A 20,335-nucleotide genomic window follows, 5' to 3' on the forward strand; every position below is an offset into this window, starting at 1 on the left:
TCTTAACAGTCATAATATTATAAATAATAGATATGCGGATGTCAAGCTTATTACTCCTCATAATCTAATATTTATGCTTTTTTTACAATCTATTCACCAGCTCTTCCAACTGTTCATAAGACTCTACTTCATTTACCATCCTTCTTACAGATGCGGAATGAGGCATACCGGAAGTATACCATGCCACATGCTTACGCATTTCTCTCATTCCCGTATAAGTTCCTTTATACTCTAACTGAAGTCTTGCATGGCGAAGCATCATTTCCTTAATCTCCTCCATAGATGGCTTTGGTTTTATCTTTCCGGTTTCCTGATAATACAAAATTTCAGAAAACAGCCACGGATTTCCCTGTACAGCGCGACCAATCATAATACCATCGCAACCTGTTTCTTTTACCAGTTTTTCTGCTTTTTCAGGAGACGTTACATCACCATTTCCAATAACAGGAATGGACACTGCCTCCTTTACTTGTCGGATAATATCCCAATCTGCCTGTCCGGAATAATACTGCTCTCTTGTTCTTCCATGTACAGCAACAGCTGCTGCCCCTGCATCTTCTAAAATTTTTGCAATTTCTACTGCATTGACACTGTCTTCTGTAAAACCTTTTCGAATTTTAACAGTAAGGGGTTTTTTAATTGCTCTTGATACCTTATAGACAATCTCATGTACCAGCTTTGGGTTTTTCATAAGAGCAGAACCTTCTCCGTTATTTACCACTTTAGGAACAGGACAGCCCATATTAATATCCAAAATATCAAAATTTCTATATTCAATCTGTTTCGCAATATCTGCCATTAAATCTGGCTCTGAGCCAAAAAGCTGTAAAGAAACAGGACGTTCTCTCTCATCAATCTCCATCAGACTTTCTGTATTCTTATTTTTAAAATGAATGGCTTTTGCGCTTACCATCTCCGTGCAGATAAGCCCTGCTCCCTGCTCCTTGCAAAGCAAACGAAATGGCAGGTCCGTTACCCCTGCCATAGGCGCCAATATTAAATTATTTTCCAGCGTCACATTTCCGATTTTAAGCTTCATCTTCTACCTCTTGTCCCAGAAAGAATACTTTATAATATAATTCCAAAGACTCTAAAAGCTCTTTTTTCTTCTGGCGTAAATCTTTAATACGCAGTACACTGCCGATTTCATCAAACATAGCATCTGCTTCCAGCGCCTCTACCTGAAACTGCAGGCTTCCGTCTTCATCAAATTCCAAAGTGAGGACTCCTCCGATTTCCTCTGTATACAATACGCACATAATGTGCAGCTCATCCTGTATAGACTGAGGAAGTGATGCAAAATCATCATTAAAATAATACTTCTGCTCGTATGCACTTGCACCGCACAAAACTACTTTATCCTTGTACATGCTTATCTCCTTTATACATAACTATATAATCCCCTGACAGAAACCTCGCCGGAAAAAACCTTTCTCACCTTTCCCTGTAAATCCTCTACAAGGAGCTCTCCTGTATCGGTAATTCCCCTTGCTGTACCAATGGTTTCTGTGCCTTTTTCCAAAATCCTCACCTGCTGATTTTTATTCAAAAGCCGTTTTTCATATTCTTCCTTCAATGCCTTTAAATTCTGTGTTTTCAAAAACAGCTCATAATTCTTCCAAAAGCATGCTGTAACCTTCGTTACCAGCTCTTCTCTTGACATTTCCTTTCCTGTTTCCAGAAAAACAGAAGTTGCCTTATTTCTAAGCTCTTCCTGAAATTCCTTTTGATTGACATTGATACCTACACCAATCATAATAAAATCCGGCTTCTGTTCTTTCATCTGCATTTCCGTTAAAATACCACAGATTTTCTTCTTGGAAAGAACAATATCATTTGGCCACTTAATTCCTGCATCTATTCCTGCCATTTCTTCAACAGCTTCTGCCACAGACAATCCCATTACCAGCGTTAGGGATGAGGCGTTTTCTGCTCTCACCTCAGGCTGCATCAGCAAAAGTGTCATATAGATATTTTCACCGGGGACAGAAGTCCACACTCTCCCCAGTCTTCCTTTTCCCGCCGTCTGCTCATTTGCTACAAATAAAGCTCCATCCAGCTCTTTTCCAACACTCTTTTTTGCTTCCTCTTTTGCCCATGTCAGGGTAGAGTCCACACTTTCTTTCCAAAATATTTTCTCCATTTTAACAGCCTTCTGCCCCTAAAGTAGCCGCCATAACTGCTTTGATGGTGTGCATTCTGTTTTCTGCTTCATCAAATACAACAGACTGCTCGCTTTCAAAAACTTCATCGGTAACTTCCATGTCTTCAATTCCAAATTTTTCATTCATTTCTCTGCCGATATCTGTCTGCAAATCATGGAATGCAGGTAAGCAATGAAGGAAAATTGCCTGCTCTCCCGCATTTCTCATAACATCCATAGTAACCTTGTATGGTGTCAGCTCTTTAATACGCTCCTCCCATACTTCTTCCGGCTCTCCCATGGAAACCCATACATCCGTATAGATAACGTCTGCGCCTTTTGTACCCTCCATGACATTTTCTGTTAAAGTAATGGTTCCTCCTGATTTCTCTGCAAATCCTTTACACTCCTCTACCAGTGCATCATTTGGAAAATACTTCTTTGGCGCACAGGCAACGAAGTGCATTCCCATTTTTGCGCATAAAATCATCAGAGAATTTCCCATATTATAGCGGGCGTCTCCCATATAAACCAATTTCACTCCCTCAACTCTGCCTAAATGCTCACGAATAGTGAGTAAATCTGCCAGCATCTGTGTAGGGTGATATTCGTTTGTAAGTCCGTTCCATACGGGAACACCTGCATATTTTGCCAACTCCTCTACTTTTTCCTGTCCAAATCCACGATACTCAATTCCATCGTAAACACGTCCTAAAACTCTTGCAGTGTCTTTAATGCTCTCCTTTTTTCCAATCTGAGAGCTTTTCGGGTCTAAATATGTGCTGCCCATTCCCAAATCATGTGCTGCCACCTCAAAAGAGCTTCTTGTTCTGGTGCTCGTTTTTTCAAAAATCAGCGCAACATTTTTTCCTTTTAATGTATCCACGGGAATTCCCTGTTTTTTCTTTCTTTTTAATTCCGCAGATAAGTCAACAAGATACTCGATTTCTTCCTTGGTAAAATCCTTCAATGTTAAAAAATGACGCCCTTTTAAATCCATTACAGTAATCCTCCGCTTCTATAAAAGTTTTTCTTTTGAAATAATCTGCACAAAAGCCGGTAACTCTTCGCCCTCAAGAGACGGCAACTTTTCTCTTACCCTGTCCTGCAGCTCCTGCAAAGTATAAATTTTATACTTTTGAATTCTGCATATCTTTGCCGTTGCTTCTAAGATAGAAAGATACAATTCTCTGTAACTCCATTCTTTAGAAAGCTTCATCTCCTCTGCGATTACCGGCAAAATAATTTCTGTAAGATTTCGAACTGCTCTGCTTTCCTGCACCTCCAATTTATATACATCTGCCAAATATACATAAATATCCTGACTTAATTCTGTCAACTGCCTTAAATAATAACATTCTTTTTCCTGTTCATCAATATAATATATTTTCCCCGCAAGTCCGTAAATCACACGCATGGTATCAAAATACCCACGTTTTAGATGTATTTTGCTTCTTTTAGGGTTAAAATCCAAAATACTTCCCAAGCTTACCGTAGGAGCAATGGTGTAAATCGTAGTATCTTCCGGAATTTTGACCTTTTTTTCTCTCCCAATGCCAAAAATCCGTACCACAAGAATATCCTTATACTCCTTCTCAATCAAAGTATCTATGGGAACATTGTTAATAGCCCCACCGTCAATATAGGTCTTTCCGTGGAGCTTCTCACTCTTAAAAATAGGAAAAATATAAGAGCTTGCCAGTAAAAAATCCTTAATAAGCTCCGGTTCAATTCCCTTTAAATCTACATTTAAGTCTCGCATTTCATCTATGCTGAAGGTGTGAATATACAAATCCATAGGAGAATTTTGAATTTTTTCTTCATCCACACATTCTGCAATCAGCTCTTTTAGGGGAGTAATGTCCACGCCGCCGGCAGAAATATAGTCCATCATATCCTTCAAAGCATCACGGCTGATTTTCTTCTGTTTAAAAATGTCTTCCATGACTTTATCATCTACCGACATAATCTGGGAATAAGAAATATTCTCCCACAGGCTTTCTGCCTTTTCCAAATCTCCCATACAGATTAAAGCTCCGTTTAATGCCCCTACGCTGGTTCCCGCAATTCCTTTTATACGAATACCTGCCTCTTTTAATGCTTTCCATGCGCCTATCTGATATGCGCCTTTTGCGCCGCCTCCCTCAAGTACCAGTCCATACTCCTTTTCAGTATCAAGTACCGGTTTCATGCTCCACCTCTCATTCCTATTTAGAAAGGGAGCCTTGCCTTCGCAAGCAGCCCCCTTTTTTACTTAATTTTCTTTTTTATTTGTAGCAATTTCTACTAAGGAAGATGCAAGACCTGCAATTCCCTGAATTTCTGACGGAATGATAATCTTGGTAGCTTTTCCGTCTGCTGCCTGTGCAAATGCCTCCAGACTCTTTAATGTAAGAACACTCTGGTCTGCACCGGCATCTTTAATAAAGCGGATACCGTCTGCCTTTGCCTGCTGCACCTTCAAAATAGCTTCTGCCTGACCTTCTGCCTCTTTAATCATCTTTTCCTTCTCAGCTTCCGCTCTCAAAATTGCTGCCTGCTTTTCAGCCTCTGCATCTAAAATCGCAGACTCTTTTTTACCTTCTGCCACAAGAATTGTAGATTTCTTCTCACCTTCTGCTTTCAGAATTGCTTCACGGCGTTCACGTTCTGCCTTCATCTGTTTCTCCATAGCTTCCTGAATAGCTGCCGGAGGAATGATATTTTTCAATTCTACACGGGTTACCTTAATACCCCACGGATCAGTAGCATCATCAAGAGACGCTCTCATTTTTGTATTGATAATCTCTCTGGAAGTCAGTGTAGCATCCAGTTCCATATCACCGATAATATTACGAAGTGTGGTGGCCGTCAGATTTTCAATCGCCATAATCGGATTGTCAATGCCGTAAGTAAATAATCTTGGGTCTGTAATCTGGAAGAATACAACCGTATCAATCCGCATGGTAACATTGTCTTTTGTAATAACCGGCTGCGGAGCAAAATCTACAACCTGTTCTTTTAAATTTACACGCTTTGCAACTCTTTCAATAAACGGCACTTTAAAATGAACACCGCTTCCCCATGTTGCCTTATATACCCCAAGACGTTCCAAAATATATGCCTGTGACTGAGGTACAATCTTTACACAGGATGCCGCAATAATTAAAATAATTACGAACAGAATAATAACTAACCACATCATATTACATGTCCTCCTCTACAATCAGCTTTACACCTTCTACTGCTGTAACCCTTACAACTTTTCCTTTTTCAATCGTATTGCCGTTTTTCGCTCTTGCAGTCCATTCCATTCCCTGAATGGTAACCTGACCTTCTGCTTTCAAATTGTCAATGGTAGCTGTTACAATTCCTTTTTGTCCCGGAATACTGTCTACATTGGTTTTCTGCACGTCCTTATTCAGGTATTTCACCGCCAGAGGTCTGGTAAATAAGAGAAGTACAACAGAAACCGCTATAAACAACAGCAGTTGCAGCCACAGCGGACCTCCTGCCAGAGAAACCAAAAAGGCAACTAATGCCCCACCTGCAAACCAGACAGTTGTAAGTCCCAGCGTCAAAAATTCAATGACAAGAAGAATTGCCAAAACTACAAGCCAGATAATGGATATTGTTCCTGCGTCCATAACCCCACCTTCTTTACTATAAATTCTCTGCATCAGTAAAGTTTCTACTGATTTGTCCTCTTATTATATTCTAGTTTTCTGAAAATATCAACGCTTTTTTCTTGTATTTCTTTTGTTTTTTATTAAAATCACTTAGTCGCATTTATCTCATAAAGAAAAACTCCAAAAACAACTTCTCGCTGCTTTCGGAGTTTTCAAAAATATAGTCAATCTTCTCTTTTAATAAAATGTCTGATTACCGATAGTCAGACCTCTGCCGCCTCCTGCATGGAAGAATAAACGGTCTCCAATAGTATTTGCTCCTGCAAACACATCTCTTGCAGCATCATAACATGCCTGACTTGCACCTCTGCTTAATACAGATGCAAGCTTACCTGACGCAGCCGGTGTAAACTGACCTTTCTGGTAAATAACTTCAGATAATGTATTTGGGAATTTGCTGCTGCGGATACGGTTCATAATTACCGCTCCTACACCAACTTTTCCTTCATAAGACTCCCCGCCTGCTTCACACTCAATAATTGCAGCCATCAAATCTAAATCTGCCTGAGATACAGATGTTGTCTGATTTGAAACTGCTGCCGTCTCAACTACGGCGTCTAACGGCTGTGCACCTGTAATCTCCCCATCGCCGTGCACGGACTCAAATAACTGCTGCGCTTCCTCTCCGGATACTAACAAGTCCTCTCTGATATATCCTTCAATCTCACCGGAAGAAACCTGAACCCATCCGTTTTCTTCACCTACCACAGTCACCACAGCTCCTGCCGGAAGCTTTCCGACTCTCTCTGTGCTGATGTCAGAGCCCTTACGAATGTTTGCGTATGTAGTCACATTCGCTGCTGCCTTATCTGACCAGTCAAAAGTTGCTTTATCTGTTGTATCTGCCAATGCCGGTACTGCCATTGCAACAGTCATGGCACCAACAGTTCCCACACAAGTTAAAAGTTTCATGAATTTTCTTCTCATTAAAATAACCTCCTGATAAGTCTGTTTCTTTTTTTAACATTTGTTACAGATTTATTAAGCTTTGTTACAAACTTATTCTAACAAGGTTACGTTTCTTTGTCAACCGGGTATTTTTTGTAACATTTTACAGTATTTCGGAGAGAAAAATAGAAAAAAGTGGCAAATATATAGAATATTCACCACTTTTCAAATTTTATATTCAATTTTTACGGCGCTGCCTGTATGCCTCGTACATCAAAATTCCCGATGCCATAGCAGCATTTAAGGACTCCACTTTTCCCTGCATTGGAATTTTAATCAGGGTATCTGCGCTCTCTGTGAGCTGCTCGGTAAGACCGTTTCCTTCATTTCCAATAAGAAATGCTGTGCCTTTCGTATAACACTCCTCATCGTAATCATTTCTTCCTTTTAAATGAGCAGCATAAGTCGTAATTCCCTTTTCTTTTAAAAGAGGAAGCACTTCCTCCTCAATGGAATTTACATAAATAATCGGCATCCTGTAAACAGAGCCCATAGTGGAACGGATAACCTTCGGATTAAACACATCTACGGAGGTTCTGCTCATAATTACGCCTGTCACTCCTGCCCCTTCTCCGGTTCGTAAAATTGTCCCCAGATTTCCCGGGTCCTGTAAATCTTCTAAAATCATCAGCAGGGGATTTTCTTCTCCGCTTAAAATTTCAGAAAGAGTATAATTCTCCATTTTCACCAGACAAAGCACTCCCTGAGGTGTTACGGTATCGGATAAATTTTTAAAAATCTTATCGTCCACAAGCTCCACATATTCTGTTTCTTCTATACTAATGCCTTTCTCCAGAAGGATTTTTTCACATTCCTCCTTCCGGGCAAAAGACTGGGATAAATACACCTTTTGCAGACGGGATTTTGGTACTTCACTGAACATCTTAATTCCCTCAACCGCAAAAACCTGTTCTTCCCTGCGTACCTTTGCTTTCTTCAATATCTGCTGTACTTTCTTTATCTGTACATTTGACGCACTTGTAATCATTTTCTTACTCGTTATTCTTGCTGTAATTATGAGACAGGGAATAGCTTACCTCGTACTGGTATTCGGAGATACCTTTCTTCATTGCCAGAGCTTCATTGATATCCATATCAATGTACTCACCGTCTCTGTAACAGATAACTCTCTTAGATTTACCTTCCAGAAGAATGTCTACTGCTTTTGCACCCATAATGGAAGCATATACTCTATCCTTACATGTCGGTGTACCGCCACGCTGCATGTGACCTAAGATAGTCGCTCTTGTTTCAATTCCTGTTGCAGCCTCGATACGTTTTGCCATAGCTTCGGAATGTCCGATACCTTCTGCATTAATGATAATATGATGTTTTTTACCTTTTTTACGGTTGTCGATGATGTTGTTGATAATTTTCTGTTCATCAAAATCGTATTTTTCAGGAAGCAAAATATCCTCTGCACCATTGGCAATACCGCACCATAAAGCAAGATATCCTGCATTTCTTCCCATTACCTCAATAATACTTACACGTTCATGAGAAGTAGAAGTATCACGTACCTTATCAATGGCTTCCATAGCTGTATTTACCGCTGTATCAAAACCGATTGTATACTCTGTACAAGCGATATCAAGGTCAATTGTTCCCGGAACGCCTACTGCGTTAATTCCCAGATTAGCCAGCTTCTGTGCACCGGCAAAAGAACCGTCACCACCGATAACTACCAGACCGTCAATGCCGTGTTTTTTACATACCTCGGCAGCTCTCTTCTGTCCTTCCGGTGTACGCATTTCTGTACAACGGGCAGTATACAGGATTGTACCACCTTTTTGAATTGTATCTGAAACGTCTACGGCAGTCATGTCAATGATTTCTTCATTCATCAGACCGCTGTAACCTTTTAAAATTCCCTTCATATTAATACCACGGCTTAATCCTCTTCTGACTACTGCACGAATTGCAGCATTCATTCCCGGCGCATCTCCACCGCTTGTTAATACACCAATTGTTTTAATTTCTTTATTTGTAGTCATTTTCTTCCTCCATACTGTTGGCAGACTCTTGTTTCTTATTTTGTACATTCAGTCGTTTTTTATTCTAATCTATTTTCTACTGTTTTTCAATACTCTTTTCGACAACTTTTACATTATCTTTTCCGTACTTTTCGTACAGCCTTGCCAATAAATCCTGACTGATACGAATACTTTTGGATGCCCCCAGCCTTTTTATGGCTTTTGGCGACTTGATGTAAATCACCACACTGTCTTTTCCGTCTGCTTCTTTTAAATCCTCGTACAGTTCCCTCTCGCAGGAAAGAAAACTTTCCTTTGTCTCAAACTGCAGCCACAGCTCTCTTGGCGCATCCTCAAAAGAATACATACTTTCACAGATTACCTTACTTGCTCTTTCCTCTTCCACGGAAACGCGACCTTTGATAAACACCTTTTCATCAATTTCCATAAGTCTTACATTCTTTTCATAATCACGAGGGAAAACCACAATCTCCACAGTCCCCAGCAAATCCTCCAAGGTAAGAAATGCCATTACTTTATTAGTCTTCGTATACTTAATGGTCTTTTCCGTAATCATACCGCCTACAATTACCTGCTGCCCATCACGCACCTTCGGCTGTCCGCTTTCCTCATCAGGCATAAAATCCGTGGTGACCGCTGATATATTTTTCCTCCAGCAGGTCTCATATTCTTCCAATGGATGACCGCTGATATAAATTCCCAGCACTTCCTTTTCAAAGGCAAGCTTTGCCTCTTTCGGATATTCCTCCACATCCGGCATATGAATTTCATAGGCCGTTTTTTCTTCCTCTGACACAAAATCAAATAAACTCATTTGCCCTGCCATCATATTCTTCTTTTCCTGCACGATGGCGTCTAAAATCTGAGCGTATACCATCATTTTCTGACGGCGGTTTCCGGGTAGTTCGTCAAAAGCTCCTGCCTTAATAAAGTTTTCAATCGCCTTTTTGTTGACATCCTTTCCCGTCATTCTCTCAATGAAATCTCGAAGGCTTGTAAAATCTCCTCTCTGATTTCTCTCCGCCACGATGGATTCAATCACCGGCTTTCCAATGCTTTTAATCGCTGATAATCCATATCGTATTCCCCCTCCATCTACGGAAAAGGTACTGTCTCCCTTGTTAATATCGGGAGGCAGAATAGCAATTCCCATTCTGCGACAGGATAAAATATAATCGGCAACCTTTGGTGGATTATCAATGACAGACGTCATCAAAGCAGCCATAAATTCTACAGGGAAATGGCACTTCAAATATGCGGTTTGATATGCCACCACTGCATAAGCTGCCGCATGTGATTTATTAAAGGCATACTTTGCAAAATCCATCATCTGCTCATAGATTTTATTTGCAATCTCCTCGGAAATCCCTCTGTTCACACAGCCGGGAACGCCTTCTTCTTCATTTCCGTAAACGAAATTTTGACGCTCCTTCTCCATTACCGCAGCCTTTTTCTTACTCATGGCACGGCGCACCAAATCGCTTCGTCCCAAAGTATATCCGCCCAGAGAGCGCACAATCTGCATAACCTGCTCCTGATACACAATACAGCCGTAAGTTGCGCTCAAAATCGGCTCAAGCTGTGGACAAAGGAAATGAATACTGTCAGGATTATTTTTCCCTTCAATATATTGAGGAATGAAGTCCATTGGGCCGGGACGATACAGCGATATTCCCGCAATAACATCCTCCAAACTCTCCGGCTTCAATTCCTTCATAAAGCTTGTCATTCCTGCACTTTCCAGCTGGAAAACGCCCTCTGTCTTACCTGCTCCCAGCATATCGTAGACCGCTTTATCATTGTAATCCACATGGTCCATGTCAAGAGAAATCCCTTTGTTTTTCTCAATCAGCTTCACTGCCTTTTGAATAACTGTAAGAGTACGAAGTCCCAAAAAGTCCATTTTCAGAAGCCCCAGTTCTTCTAAAGTGGTCATGGTAAACTGTGTAACAATAGAACCGTCTGAAGCCCTTGCAAGGGGAACATATTCGTCTACGGACTTCTGACTGATTACCACACCTGCTGCGTGCATGGAAGTATGGCGGGGCAAGCCTTCCAGACGGCGGCTCATATCAATAAGCTTTTTCACCATTTCATCCGTAGTATACAAATTTTTCAATTCCGGGTTCATTTTTAAAGCCTTATCGATGGTGATATTTAATTCCTCCGGTATCATCTTGGCAATGGCATCACACTGCGCATAGGGCAAGTCCATAACCCTTCCCACATCACGTATTACACCTCGTGCTGCCATTGTACCAAAGGTAACAATCTGAACCACCCTGTCTTTTCCGTATTTTTCCACTACATAATCAATAACCTCCTGCCTTCTCTCAAAGCAGAAATCCACGTCAATATCCGGCATGGAAACACGTTCTGGATTTAGAAAACGCTCAAACAGAAGATTGTATTTAATAGGGTCCAACTTCGTAATTCCCAACGTATAGGAAACAAGGCTTCCCGCCGCAGAACCACGTCCCGGTCCTACCATAATGTCATGGTCTCTGGCAAATCGGATAAAGTCCCATACAATCAGGAAATAATCCACATAGCCCATGGTTTTAATAACGCCCAACTCGTATTCCAGACGTTTTTCCAATTCTGTCAAATCTCCGCTGTATCGCTCCTTCAAGCCGTCATAGCACAGCTTGTTTAAATATTCCCATGAGGTATAAGGAGCAGGCACATCAAATTTCGGCAGCTTTGTCACCCCAAACTCAATCTCCACCTCACAGCGGTCTGCAATTTTCTGGGTATTTTCCAACGCTTCAGGAATATAAGGAAATAGCTCTGCCATTTCCTCCGGAGATTTTACATAATATTGTCCTCCCTCATAGCGCATGCGGTTTTCATCACTTAAAAGCTTTCTGGTCTGTACGCACAGCAAAATATCATGGGCTTCCGCATCTGTGTCATATGTGTAATGCACATCATTGGTGGCAACCAGTGCAATGCCCGTTTCCTGACTCATTCGCAAAAGCTGCTGATTGACTCTTTGCTGCTGAGGAATTCCGTGGTCCTGAAGCTCTAAAAAGAAATTTCCCTTCCCGAAAATTTTCTCATATCGCAAAGCAGCGCTTTTCGCTTCTTCGTACATGCCTCTTGTAATATTTTTTGCAACTTCTCCTGCAAGGCAGGCGCTCAATGCAATAATTCCTTCATGATATTCCTGCAAAAGGTCCATATCCACACGTGGCTTATAATAAAAGCCGTCCACAAAAGCCTTTGACACAATTTTCATAAGGTTTTCATAGCCATGATTGTTCTCAGCCAGAAGAACCAGATGGTAATATCTGTCCTCTGCCTGTCCTATTTCTCTGTCAAAGCGAGAACCGGGGGCAACATATACCTCACAGCCCAAAATCGGCTTAATTCCCGCTGCTTTTGCTGCCCTATAAAAATCAATGCAGCCAAACATGACTCCATGGTCTGTTATGGCCGCACTGTTCATTCCCAGTTCTTTTACTCTGGCTACATATTCATTTATCTTGTTTGAACCGTCTAAAAGACTGTACTCTGTATGTACATGTAAATGAGCAAAATTCACTGTATCTCTCCTTTATTCGTCTTGCTTTTCCTTGCGAAGCAGAACATTAAACCAACGATTGCTCTTGTCTGTTCTGACATCACTGGTTTTCCATATGTCCAATACTTTTACATTTGAAAAAGAGTCCAAAAGGTCATTAAGAGCCTCTCTGTCATAATCATAGAAATATCTGCCATTGTAGTTACCGTTTCTGTCTCCCTTTTGAACGGAAAAATACAAAATCCCATCATCCTTCAATGCCCGCAGGATTTTCGCCATAATGTCCTTCACTCTGTCCGGTGAAAAATGCCCTAAAATAGCACAGGCCCAAATCCCATGAAAAACATCTTCAAATTCCATATCCTCCGCTCTAAGATGCAGCACTTCTTTTCCTGTGTGAATACTTGCCAGCTCACACATTTTCTCAGAACCATCCATGGCAGTAACGACACAGCCTTCTTCTTCAAGGCATACTGTATCTCTGCCCGATCCACAGCCTAAATCAAGAACATCTGCACTTTCCGGAAGCAATTCAACAAAACGTTTGATTTGCTCCTCCATGCCAAATTCTACTGTTTCTTCATAATAAGGTACTGCGTACCGGTCATAATAATCTATCGAGTCCACTTATTTTCCTCCTTCTGGACATTTACAATTATACTTTACTTAAACATTTTACAATTATACCACGTGCGCAGAAAAGGAAGCGCCCGATAGGGTATTTACTTTTCAAGCCGTGGCTTGCCGGTATAATCCGACGCCTCGTGGCGGCAAGCCGATTTCATCGGCTTGGTTTGCACATCGTGCAAACATTATACCATAATCTTTTCTCTTGGAAAAGTCTTACCGTATAGAAATTTTTCCATTTTTTATTTCGATTTTATTTTCTTTTAACAGATGCCCCACTGCACGCTTAAAAGCATTTTTACTGAGTCCGAACTCTCTTTGAATAATCTTCGGGTCTGCCTTATCGTCAAAAGGCAGCTCTCCGTCAAACTCCTGAATGATTTCATAAACACTTTCTGCATCTTCATAAATCTGCATATATGCTTTTTTCTTGGCGCTCAGTGTCAATTTTCCGTCCTCACGGACCGCTGTCACACGACAGGTCAGCTCATCTCCCGGTTTATAATTCCCCTGTGCCTCCTGTCTTGGTATCATGGCAGAATATTTATCATCCACAGCCACAAAGACACCAAAATTATCGCTGATTTCATAAACAACACCGGTTACTGTATCGCCTTCTCCATAAGGTGAGTCTGTTCTTAAATAATGATACACCTTCATGGTCGCACAAAGACGGCTACTCTTATCAATATACAATGCTACCAGAACTTCTTCGTTTTCATGAAGCTTTTTTGTCTGCTGTTTATATGGAAGGAAAAGGTCTTTTTCCAAGCCCCAGTCTAAAAATGCTCCTATTCTTGTTACCTGTGCTACGCGGAGCACTGCAATTTCTCCCAAAGTAATTTTCGGCTCTCTCACAGTGGCAATCAAACGGTCTGATGAGTCCTTGTAAATAAATACAGAAATCTTATCGCCCTTCTGTGTTTCTTCCGGAACCTGTTTTTTCGGCAGAAGAACAGTTTCCTTCTCCCCTGCATTTTCTGTTTCACCTAAATAAACACCGAAATCTACCAGCTTTGCAACTGTCAGCTCCTGTTTTTTTCCTAATTCTATCATAAATTCTCCTCTATATTTCTCTTAACTGATTACTGTGTTTCAAGCATATCATAGAACATTTCTTTTCACAATAAATTTATCTATCGAAACTCCACAATCGCATAAGTTTCTCCATCAGGACTGTCCAGACTCACTGTGTAAATTCCGTTTTCTTCGTCTTCATGCACCTTCGGTATTATCACACTGTCCAAAACTGCCTGACTTTTATATTCTGCCCGCATTTGTTTTACTGCAAAATCTGCCGGAATATATTCCTGCGCCATCAGCACATATTGTCCGTTGTTTACATGATGATTGGTGTCCAAATGATGTACTTTCACCTGAAATGAAGGAAATTCTTTGTAATCCTTTGGCATCCTTATCTTTCTGGGGGCATATTCCATATCCAGCTTTTCCTCTAACACATAAGCCTTAATCTGAGTTTCATCCACATTCACCGGATGACCTGTATTCAAATCCAGAAGTGTCCATAGAGCATTCGCATAGGCTACTTTATTGCCATTTTCATCCTCCATGGCAAAATTTCTTTTTCCCAGAAAATGCTTAAACTCATAAGGCCACGTAGATATTGTAACTTTTTCACAAAGCTTAGGATAACGTTCCACCACAATCTGCCATGCGGAAAGCACCCATACCTGATGTCTCTCTTCCAGAAATTTCATACCAACGCCGATATCCTCTGATTGAAATGTACTGCAATCCTGAAAATAATTGATAATTCCATTTAAGGTAAGACATTTATTCTCCCCTGTCTCGCTGAAACGTATTCTGCTGTCAAAAGAATATTTCATAATCATTATCCCCCTATTCTTTTCTATAAAGCAAAAAAATATCCCAGACGCTTTGTCTGGGATTGAAAGCTGGGCTACAAGGATTCGAACCTTGAAATGACGGAGTCAGAGTCCGTTGCCTTACCGTTTGGCGATAGCCCAATGTTTTGTGTTGTGCCTCACAACAAAATGTATTATATATCATTGTTTTTAAAAATGCAAGTACTTTTTTAAAATTTTTTTATTTTTTTTAAAATTATTTTTTAGAGCATATTTTAGGGGGATTTTAAAATAGAATTCCTCTGCTTTTCCTGAAATTTTACCTGAAATGGTATTGAAATGTTTTGATTACCTGCAAACCCCATAAGCACTAAAGATTTGCAGGTATTTCAGATTTGATTTTACTTCTAAATATTACATCTTAGAAATGAATTCATCCAGTGATTGAGCCGTTAATGCTGTCTGCATCCAAGCTTTAAGCCTTTCTATATCCTGTTGCTGATGCAGAGTTTCCAGAAGACTATTGGGTAATCGTCCAAGTCTGCTTAAAGTCATCTCAAGCATCTCCTTTGCCATTTTTAGTTGTCCTTCTTCTTCCCCCTGTTTTTGTCCTTCTCTACATTCATCTTCCAGCAATAGTTCTAAAAGCATAAATCTTTCCTCCATTTCTCTGCTCTCCCTGATATGGGTGACTGATTTCTGCACTTGCCTTACATAATCATCTTGAAAATCCTTCTGACTTTCTTTTAAGTCTGCATGTACAAATTTCAGAAAAGAAACCAATTCCTTTGGTACGTCTTTTGAATTCTCTCCACGAGTATTTAAAAACACAATGCAACGTCCATCCTTTAGAATTTCCACATGGTCAACTTTTATAGGAAGAACACGTTCCAAAAAGCCTTTGCAGTTTTCTTCATCTGACATCACTGCTGCAAACATAAAATTATTTTTAATTGTAAGGTTCTTTAATAATGTATCCATACTTTTTCCTCCATCTTACAGAGGAATTCTATAACATATAGTATAGCAAAGAAAAAAACAAGTTTCCAGACATTTTCCTTCTTGGACAGGGCATAAAAAGTTCTCTATTTATTTCCCCTTTCTTCACAGAATGTTCATTGACTTTTTAATCGCAAAAAGAGTAAACTATTAGCTACATACTCTATATTTCATCCCAACACATCCATTCTCCTATTCTTGTCCTTTACTTACAAAACACTAATCCTTATCTGCATTTCATCACATAACATACTTTAAAATCCGCAATCATCAGCCTAATATCTCTTACAGCTCCCTCTTTAATTCCTTTCAGCTTTATTTCTTCCATTAACGTATAGCTATCTTCTCAGATACACACTCAGTATTCCAACAGCAAATGATTAGTCCTATTTTCGCAGTTTTTCGAGTATAGTGATGTTTTGAAAGCCATGTTTGAGTGCATCTGCACGAGTTTGGCTAAAAAAACATCTATATACGACGGAGAAAAACAAGAAAATTGACTTATTTGCTGTGGAATAGCTGAGACCGTATCTGCATAAGATACAAAAAAAGCCACAATACCGCTCCCCACAGCATCATGGCTTTCTGACTTTTTCTCTATCTGTTTTCTTTTTTCTTCATAATCCAGAAGTAATATGGTATCAGTGGTATCAGCGCTGCAATCCATGCCGCCGGATCTGCCATACATACTCCTGCAAAGCTGGTATTTCCCGCTACCAGAAAAACAATTCCGGCTCTGGCAACCAACTCAAACACGCCTCCCATCATAGGCACAAGTCCATATCCCATACCCTGCAATGCGTTTCGGTAAAGGAAAATACTTCCCAGAAATGGGTATGCCCACACCACCGTATTAAAGTAAATTCCCGCTGCCTTCAATACTTCTGTCTCCGATGCTTTCACGAAAATCAACATCAGATACTCTCCAAAGAAATGAACCAGCACCATCATAATCAAGCTGGTAACTAAAATCATTGCCTGTGTGAGATATACACCCTTTCTCACTCTGTCCATCTTGCCTGCGCCACGGTTCTGCCCTACATAAGTAGCAATGGTAGCACCAAAGGACACGAATACGGTACAAATGATATTCTGAATTTTTCCTGCTGCGGAAAATCCCGCCATGCTCACTGCACCGTATACGTTAATAGCTCCCTGCACAATAATGGTTCCGATAGCAGTAATGGAAAACTGCAATGCCATAGGAATTCCAAGTCCAAGCAGCTTGTTGATTGTGCTCATGGAAAAATGAAAATCTTCCTTTTTTAACTTCAAAACATCGAATTTTTTAAGAATATACAGGAAACACAAAAGCGCAGATATTCCCTGTGCAATTACCGTAGCATAACCGCAGCCTTCCACACCCATGTGGAACACCACAATAAATACAATGTCAAGCACTACATTAATCACCGCAGATATAATCAAAAAATACAAGGGTGACTTACTGTCTCCCAACGCTCTTAGCACACCGGCAAGGGCATTGTAAGCACAGGTAACTGCCAGACCGGCGTAAATAATTGCCATATAGCTGCTGATATCTCCCATAAGATGCTCCGGTGAATTCATCAGGCGCAAAATCGGCTCATTGGCAATTAAAAGCCCTCCTGTCATCACTACAACAAAGCCCACACAGATGTAGACGGACATAGCGATATAATGTCTCATTCTATCCAGCTTTCCGGCTCCAAACCATTGGGCAACCCATATAGAAAATCCACTGGTAAGCCCGTTTAACCAGCCTGTAACCAAAAAGATTAAAGAACCGGTACTTCCAATAGCTGCAAGAGCATCTACGCCCAAAAACTGTCCTGCAATAATGGAGTCCGCAATATTATAAAACTGCTGAAAAATATTTCCTAAACACATTGGAATCATAAATCTGATAATCAGCTTTATGGGACTTCCCGATGTCATGTCATTTGTCATCCTTCTTCCCCTTTCCTTCTTCATTCTTATTTCACGATTTTTTATTTTATCACGCTTTTTTTTATAATTCCAGAGATGTTTTTCACATATTTTCCCTTTATTTACATATCCTATTGTTAAGATTGAAAAGTATTTTTATGTATCGGAGGTGTTTTTATGCTTTTTTTATTATTCCTTCTCCTTATTCTTTTTACTCTTTGTATCCTTTGCCTCCCCATGGCAAAGACAAGCTTTGACAAAGAGCTTTCAGACAAGGAGCAAGAAGCATTTCTTCAAGCTTACAAAGACAAGAACTCCAAGCCTTCTTCCTGAAGAGTAATCTCCACACAGTAATTGGTTTCTTTCCATAAATCTTTTGGCAAATGAATGACAATCGTAGATATTTCCTCACAGTTTAACGTATTTTGCGGTTCTAAAGCTCTGTCATTCTTTAAAACTTTAGCACTTACAGAATGATTGGCAATGTTTGGAAGCTCAATATATTCTCTTTTCTTCAATACGTGCACATAGAGCTTATGCTCCTTTCTGGTAAGCTCTGCCCAGTCCAGCTCATAAGGGTAATATGGCATTGCCTTTGTTCCGAAAATCCTTTCGCCGTTTTCCTTTACGTATTTACCCACTTCATTTAAAACGTCCAGACTTCCCTTTGGCACTGCTCCTGTTCCGTCAGGACCGATATTCAGCAAATAATTTCCCCCTCTGCTTACTACTTTTAAGAGCAGACGGATAACCTCATCCGGACTTTTAAAGTTTTCGTCTCCTATTTTATACCCCCATGTATCGTTTAAGGTAGCGGGAAGCTCCCAATCTCCTTCATAGGAAAGACGTGGCAGGAAGTTATCACTGGTTGTCATATATTCTCCTAAATCATTTCCTATTCTTCCGCTTACAATACAATCCGGCTGAAGGGATTTTACCGTATCAAACAATTCACGGCTGTAAACACTGTAAAGAAAATCAAATATGGTGTAATAAACATCCATCCACTTCTGTTTTCCTTCTTTTGTGCTACGGAGGTTTTCACTTTTACTGCTGAATTCTTTTTCATAAAATTCCACCTCTCACTTCTTTTCTGATATCTTTATTTTATCTTGTGAAGCTTAGAATTTATATAGGTGGTTTTTTATATCCATTGGTTATTTTTGTTTTTCTTTTAAATTTCCGTTCTCGTCTACGTCCTCTTTGGTAATCACAGGAATTTTTACAACGACCAGCGTTCCCATGCCCTTTTTGCTGTATATGGACACAGCATCCTCAATACCAAAGTAAAGACGAATACGCATCTGGGCGCTGTGAAGTCCAATTCCCGTACTTCTGGGCGCTTTTTCCTCTGTGTTTTTTCTTCCCTCTTTAATCTGACTGCGTACCTGCTCCAAACGCTCTTTTTCCATTCCACAGCCGTTATCTATGACTCTTATCCAAACCCATCCGTCTCTTTTACGGATAGAAAGGCGAACGGTCATCGGTCTTTCCAAGCCTTCTGTTCCGTATAAGAAAGAATTTTCCACAATGGGCTGAAGAAGAATTTTCAGGGAATGCAACTCGTGAACCTGTGCCATATCTGTCTGCAATTCAAATTCTACACTGTCTCCATAGCGGTTTTTCTGGATTTTCACATACGCCATGAGATGTTCTATTTCATGCTCCATAGGCACGATAACCTGTCCTCCGCTTATGGAAAGGCGATACATTCTGCCAAGGCTTGCCGCCATTCTGCCAATATCGGGACGGCCCGCTTCATTGGACTTCCACACAATATTTTCCAATGTATTATACAGGAAATGAGGATTTATCTGGCTCATCAACACCTCGAGCTCCAGCTCCTTCTTTTTCCTGTCCGCCTTTAATCCTTCAATGATATGAGTATTAATCCTCTTCAACATGGAATTATAATAAACCATCATATCATAGATTTCATTTCTTCTGAGGTATTCTTTTAATTCCACATAAGCGTCTAAGTTTCCGTTATAAACCTCTTTCATGGAAATATTCAGCTTGTTAATGGGCTCCATAAAGCTTCTGTAAAGATAAGTAATCAACAAAGCACTGGTGCCCACAGATACTAAAAGAATAATAAAAAATTTCAGATACAAAGTATCCACAGAAGCCGTCACTTGTGTCTCAGGAACAACCATAATAGTTCTCCAGTCATTGATTTCTGATTTTTTATATCCACCAAATAACTCTTTTTGTTTCTACCGATTTCAAGGACTTTTGTCGAGCTGTCCTGCACTTTTTCAAATAAACGTTCTGGAATTTTTCCTTCTTTTAGAATTTCTTCGTCACTGCTGGAAATAACATTTCCTTCTCCGTCTATAGTATAAATTTCTCCTCTTAATGCTTTTGCCTTATCTTTATATAAATCATAAAAAACCCCTTCATTCAGAGCAAAAATCTGTACATATTCATAACGGTTATGCTCACGGGAAAATACACGTCTGGAAGCAAAAACTGCCATTTTCTCATGAATATCCTTTGGCTTGTCACTGAGCAAAAAGTTTTCCCTTGCCGGATACCATATAAGCTGCATTAAATTTGCCGGATCATTTACCTGCATTTTTTCCAGCTCATGCTTTGTTTCCTCTGTATCCTGATTGGGATCTCTGAAATTTAAAAGCTCCCCTCTCCAAGTATACATGGCGCTGAGCTTTTCACGGCGGTTCAGCCTGTCCAAT

At 40.2% G+C, this 20,335-nt stretch carries 19 protein-coding genes and 1 tRNA gene; all 20 read right to left on the reverse strand.

The window, feature by feature from the left end; all coding sequences use genetic code 11:
* Positions 1–82: 82 nt before the first annotated feature.
* Entirely contained in the window at positions 83–1,039 is a 957-nt protein-coding gene (gene dusB, locus CGC63_RS14710) for a tRNA dihydrouridine synthase DusB (RefSeq protein WP_003022103.1), read from the reverse strand.
* On the reverse strand, positions 1,029–1,370 hold the full coding sequence (locus tag CGC63_RS14715; protein ID WP_003022100.1) for a DUF6145 family protein: 342 nt from the start codon (positions 1,368–1,370) through the stop codon (positions 1,029–1,031). Before CGC63_RS14715 ends, dusB begins: the two co-directional genes overlap by 11 nt.
* An 11-nt stretch (positions 1,371–1,381) precedes the next feature.
* Positions 1,382–2,143 carry a biotin--[acetyl-CoA-carboxylase] ligase gene (locus CGC63_RS14720; protein WP_003022098.1) on the reverse strand — a complete coding sequence of 254 codons (762 nt, stop codon included), beginning with the start codon at positions 2,141–2,143 and terminating at the stop codon, positions 1,382–1,384.
* Between the two features lies 1 nt (position 2,144).
* Positions 2,145–3,143 carry an ornithine carbamoyltransferase gene (argF, locus tag CGC63_RS15760; protein ID WP_003022096.1) on the reverse strand — a complete coding sequence of 333 codons (999 nt, stop codon included), beginning with the start codon at positions 3,141–3,143 and terminating at the stop codon, positions 2,145–2,147.
* A gap of 18 nt (positions 3,144–3,161) precedes the next feature.
* Positions 3,162–4,334 carry a patatin-like phospholipase family protein gene (locus CGC63_RS15765; RefSeq protein WP_003022093.1) on the reverse strand — a complete coding sequence of 391 codons (1,173 nt, stop codon included), beginning with the start codon at positions 4,332–4,334 and terminating at the stop codon, positions 3,162–3,164.
* 63 nt (positions 4,335–4,397) lie between these two features.
* Positions 4,398–5,327, reverse strand: coding sequence for an SPFH domain-containing protein (locus CGC63_RS14730; RefSeq protein WP_003022091.1), 930 nt, complete (start codon positions 5,325–5,327; stop codon positions 4,398–4,400).
* Position 5,328: 1 nt separating this feature from the next.
* On the reverse strand, positions 5,329–5,802 hold the full coding sequence (locus CGC63_RS14735) for an NfeD family protein (RefSeq protein ID WP_003022088.1): 474 nt from the start codon (positions 5,800–5,802) through the stop codon (positions 5,329–5,331).
* Between the two features lie 186 nt (positions 5,803–5,988).
* Positions 5,989–6,738 carry a cell wall hydrolase gene (locus tag CGC63_RS14740; RefSeq protein ID WP_003022084.1) on the reverse strand — a complete coding sequence of 250 codons (750 nt, stop codon included), beginning with the start codon at positions 6,736–6,738 and terminating at the stop codon, positions 5,989–5,991.
* 199 nt (positions 6,739–6,937) lie between these two features.
* Positions 6,938–7,747 carry a TrmH family RNA methyltransferase gene (locus CGC63_RS14745; protein WP_003022080.1) on the reverse strand — a complete coding sequence of 270 codons (810 nt, stop codon included), beginning with the start codon at positions 7,745–7,747 and terminating at the stop codon, positions 6,938–6,940.
* A gap of 4 nt (positions 7,748–7,751) precedes the next feature.
* The gene (gene pfkA / locus CGC63_RS14750; protein ID WP_022238974.1) at positions 7,752–8,753 is read right to left on the reverse strand and encodes a 6-phosphofructokinase; all 1,002 of its coding nucleotides are present in this window, start codon (positions 8,751–8,753) and stop codon (positions 7,752–7,754) included.
* Positions 8,754–8,829: 76 nt separating this feature from the next.
* Positions 8,830–12,300 carry a DNA polymerase III subunit alpha gene (locus CGC63_RS14755; RefSeq protein ID WP_003022076.1) on the reverse strand — a complete coding sequence of 1,157 codons (3,471 nt, stop codon included), beginning with the start codon at positions 12,298–12,300 and terminating at the stop codon, positions 8,830–8,832.
* Between the two features lie 12 nt (positions 12,301–12,312).
* On the reverse strand, positions 12,313–12,906 hold the full coding sequence (locus CGC63_RS14760; protein ID WP_003022073.1) for a class I SAM-dependent methyltransferase: 594 nt from the start codon (positions 12,904–12,906) through the stop codon (positions 12,313–12,315).
* 216 nt (positions 12,907–13,122) lie between these two features.
* Positions 13,123–13,962 carry a CvfB family protein gene (locus tag CGC63_RS14765; RefSeq protein ID WP_003022070.1) on the reverse strand — a complete coding sequence of 280 codons (840 nt, stop codon included), beginning with the start codon at positions 13,960–13,962 and terminating at the stop codon, positions 13,123–13,125.
* A gap of 80 nt (positions 13,963–14,042) precedes the next feature.
* Positions 14,043–14,753 carry an acyl-[acyl-carrier-protein] thioesterase gene (locus tag CGC63_RS14770; protein WP_009246969.1) on the reverse strand — a complete coding sequence of 237 codons (711 nt, stop codon included), beginning with the start codon at positions 14,751–14,753 and terminating at the stop codon, positions 14,043–14,045.
* Between the two features lie 69 nt (positions 14,754–14,822).
* Positions 14,823–14,894 (reverse strand) — tRNA-Gln (locus CGC63_RS14775).
* Between the two features lie 252 nt (positions 14,895–15,146).
* Positions 15,147–15,713, reverse strand: coding sequence for a hypothetical protein (locus CGC63_RS14780; RefSeq protein ID WP_003022065.1), 567 nt, complete (start codon positions 15,711–15,713; stop codon positions 15,147–15,149).
* 615 nt (positions 15,714–16,328) lie between these two features.
* On the reverse strand, positions 16,329–17,684 hold the full coding sequence (locus CGC63_RS14785; RefSeq protein ID WP_003022062.1) for an MATE family efflux transporter: 1,356 nt from the start codon (positions 17,682–17,684) through the stop codon (positions 16,329–16,331).
* A 254-nt stretch (positions 17,685–17,938) separates the two neighbouring features.
* Positions 17,939–18,718, reverse strand: a complete 780-nt coding sequence (locus CGC63_RS14790; RefSeq protein ID WP_003022059.1) for an alpha-L-fucosidase — start codon at positions 18,716–18,718, stop codon at positions 17,939–17,941.
* A gap of 78 nt (positions 18,719–18,796) precedes the next feature.
* Positions 18,797–19,795 carry a sensor histidine kinase gene (locus CGC63_RS14795; protein WP_003022056.1) on the reverse strand — a complete coding sequence of 333 codons (999 nt, stop codon included), beginning with the start codon at positions 19,793–19,795 and terminating at the stop codon, positions 18,797–18,799.
* Positions 19,771–20,298: a cache domain-containing protein gene (locus CGC63_RS14800; RefSeq protein WP_003022050.1), complete on the reverse strand. Its 528-nt coding sequence runs from the start codon at positions 20,296–20,298 to the stop codon at positions 19,771–19,773. The genes CGC63_RS14795 and CGC63_RS14800 overlap by 25 nt, the downstream gene beginning before the upstream one ends.
* Between the last annotated feature and the right edge of the window lie 37 nt (positions 20,299–20,335).

The organism is Blautia hansenii DSM 20583 (assembly GCF_002222595.2).
GTDB lineage: Bacteria > Bacillota > Clostridia > Lachnospirales > Lachnospiraceae > Blautia > Blautia hansenii.

Excerpts from the sequence above, each read along its gene's own strand:
- dusB (WP_003022103.1), bottom strand. The coding sequence starts at position 1,039 with ATGAAGCTTAAAATCGGAAATGTGACGCTGGAAAATAATTTAATATTG.
- CGC63_RS14715 (WP_003022100.1), bottom strand. The coding sequence starts at position 1,370 with ATGTACAAGGATAAAGTAGTTTTGTGCGGTGCAAGTGCATACGAGCAG.
- CGC63_RS14720 (WP_003022098.1), bottom strand. The coding sequence starts at position 2,143 with ATGGAGAAAATATTTTGGAAAGAAAGTGTGGACTCTACCCTGACATGG.
- argF (WP_003022096.1), bottom strand. The coding sequence starts at position 3,143 with ATGGATTTAAAAGGGCGTCATTTTTTAACATTGAAGGATTTTACCAAG.
- CGC63_RS15765 (WP_003022093.1), bottom strand. The coding sequence starts at position 4,334 with ATGAAACCGGTACTTGATACTGAAAAGGAGTATGGACTGGTACTTGAG.
- CGC63_RS14730 (WP_003022091.1), bottom strand. The coding sequence starts at position 5,327 with ATGATGTGGTTAGTTATTATTCTGTTCGTAATTATTTTAATTATTGCG.
- CGC63_RS14735 (WP_003022088.1), bottom strand. The coding sequence starts at position 5,802 with ATGCAGAGAATTTATAGTAAAGAAGGTGGGGTTATGGACGCAGGAACA.
- CGC63_RS14740 (WP_003022084.1), bottom strand. The coding sequence starts at position 6,738 with ATGAGAAGAAAATTCATGAAACTTTTAACTTGTGTGGGAACTGTTGGT.
- CGC63_RS14745 (WP_003022080.1), bottom strand. The coding sequence starts at position 7,747 with ATGATTACAAGTGCGTCAAATGTACAGATAAAGAAAGTACAGCAGATA.
- pfkA (WP_022238974.1), bottom strand. The coding sequence starts at position 8,753 with ATGACTACAAATAAAGAAATTAAAACAATTGGTGTATTAACAAGCGGT.
- CGC63_RS14765 (WP_003022070.1), bottom strand. The coding sequence starts at position 13,962 with ATGATAGAATTAGGAAAAAAACAGGAGCTGACAGTTGCAAAGCTGGTA.
- CGC63_RS14770 (WP_009246969.1), bottom strand. The coding sequence starts at position 14,753 with ATGAAATATTCTTTTGACAGCAGAATACGTTTCAGCGAGACAGGGGAG.
- CGC63_RS14780 (WP_003022065.1), bottom strand. The coding sequence starts at position 15,713 with ATGGATACATTATTAAAGAACCTTACAATTAAAAATAATTTTATGTTT.
- CGC63_RS14785 (WP_003022062.1), bottom strand. The coding sequence starts at position 17,684 with ATGAAGAAGGAAAGGGGAAGAAGGATGACAAATGACATGACATCGGGA.
- CGC63_RS14795 (WP_003022056.1), bottom strand. The coding sequence starts at position 19,795 with ATGGTTGTTCCTGAGACACAAGTGACGGCTTCTGTGGATACTTTGTAT.
- CGC63_RS14800 (WP_003022050.1), bottom strand. The coding sequence starts at position 20,298 with ATGTATACTTGGAGAGGGGAGCTTTTAAATTTCAGAGATCCCAATCAG.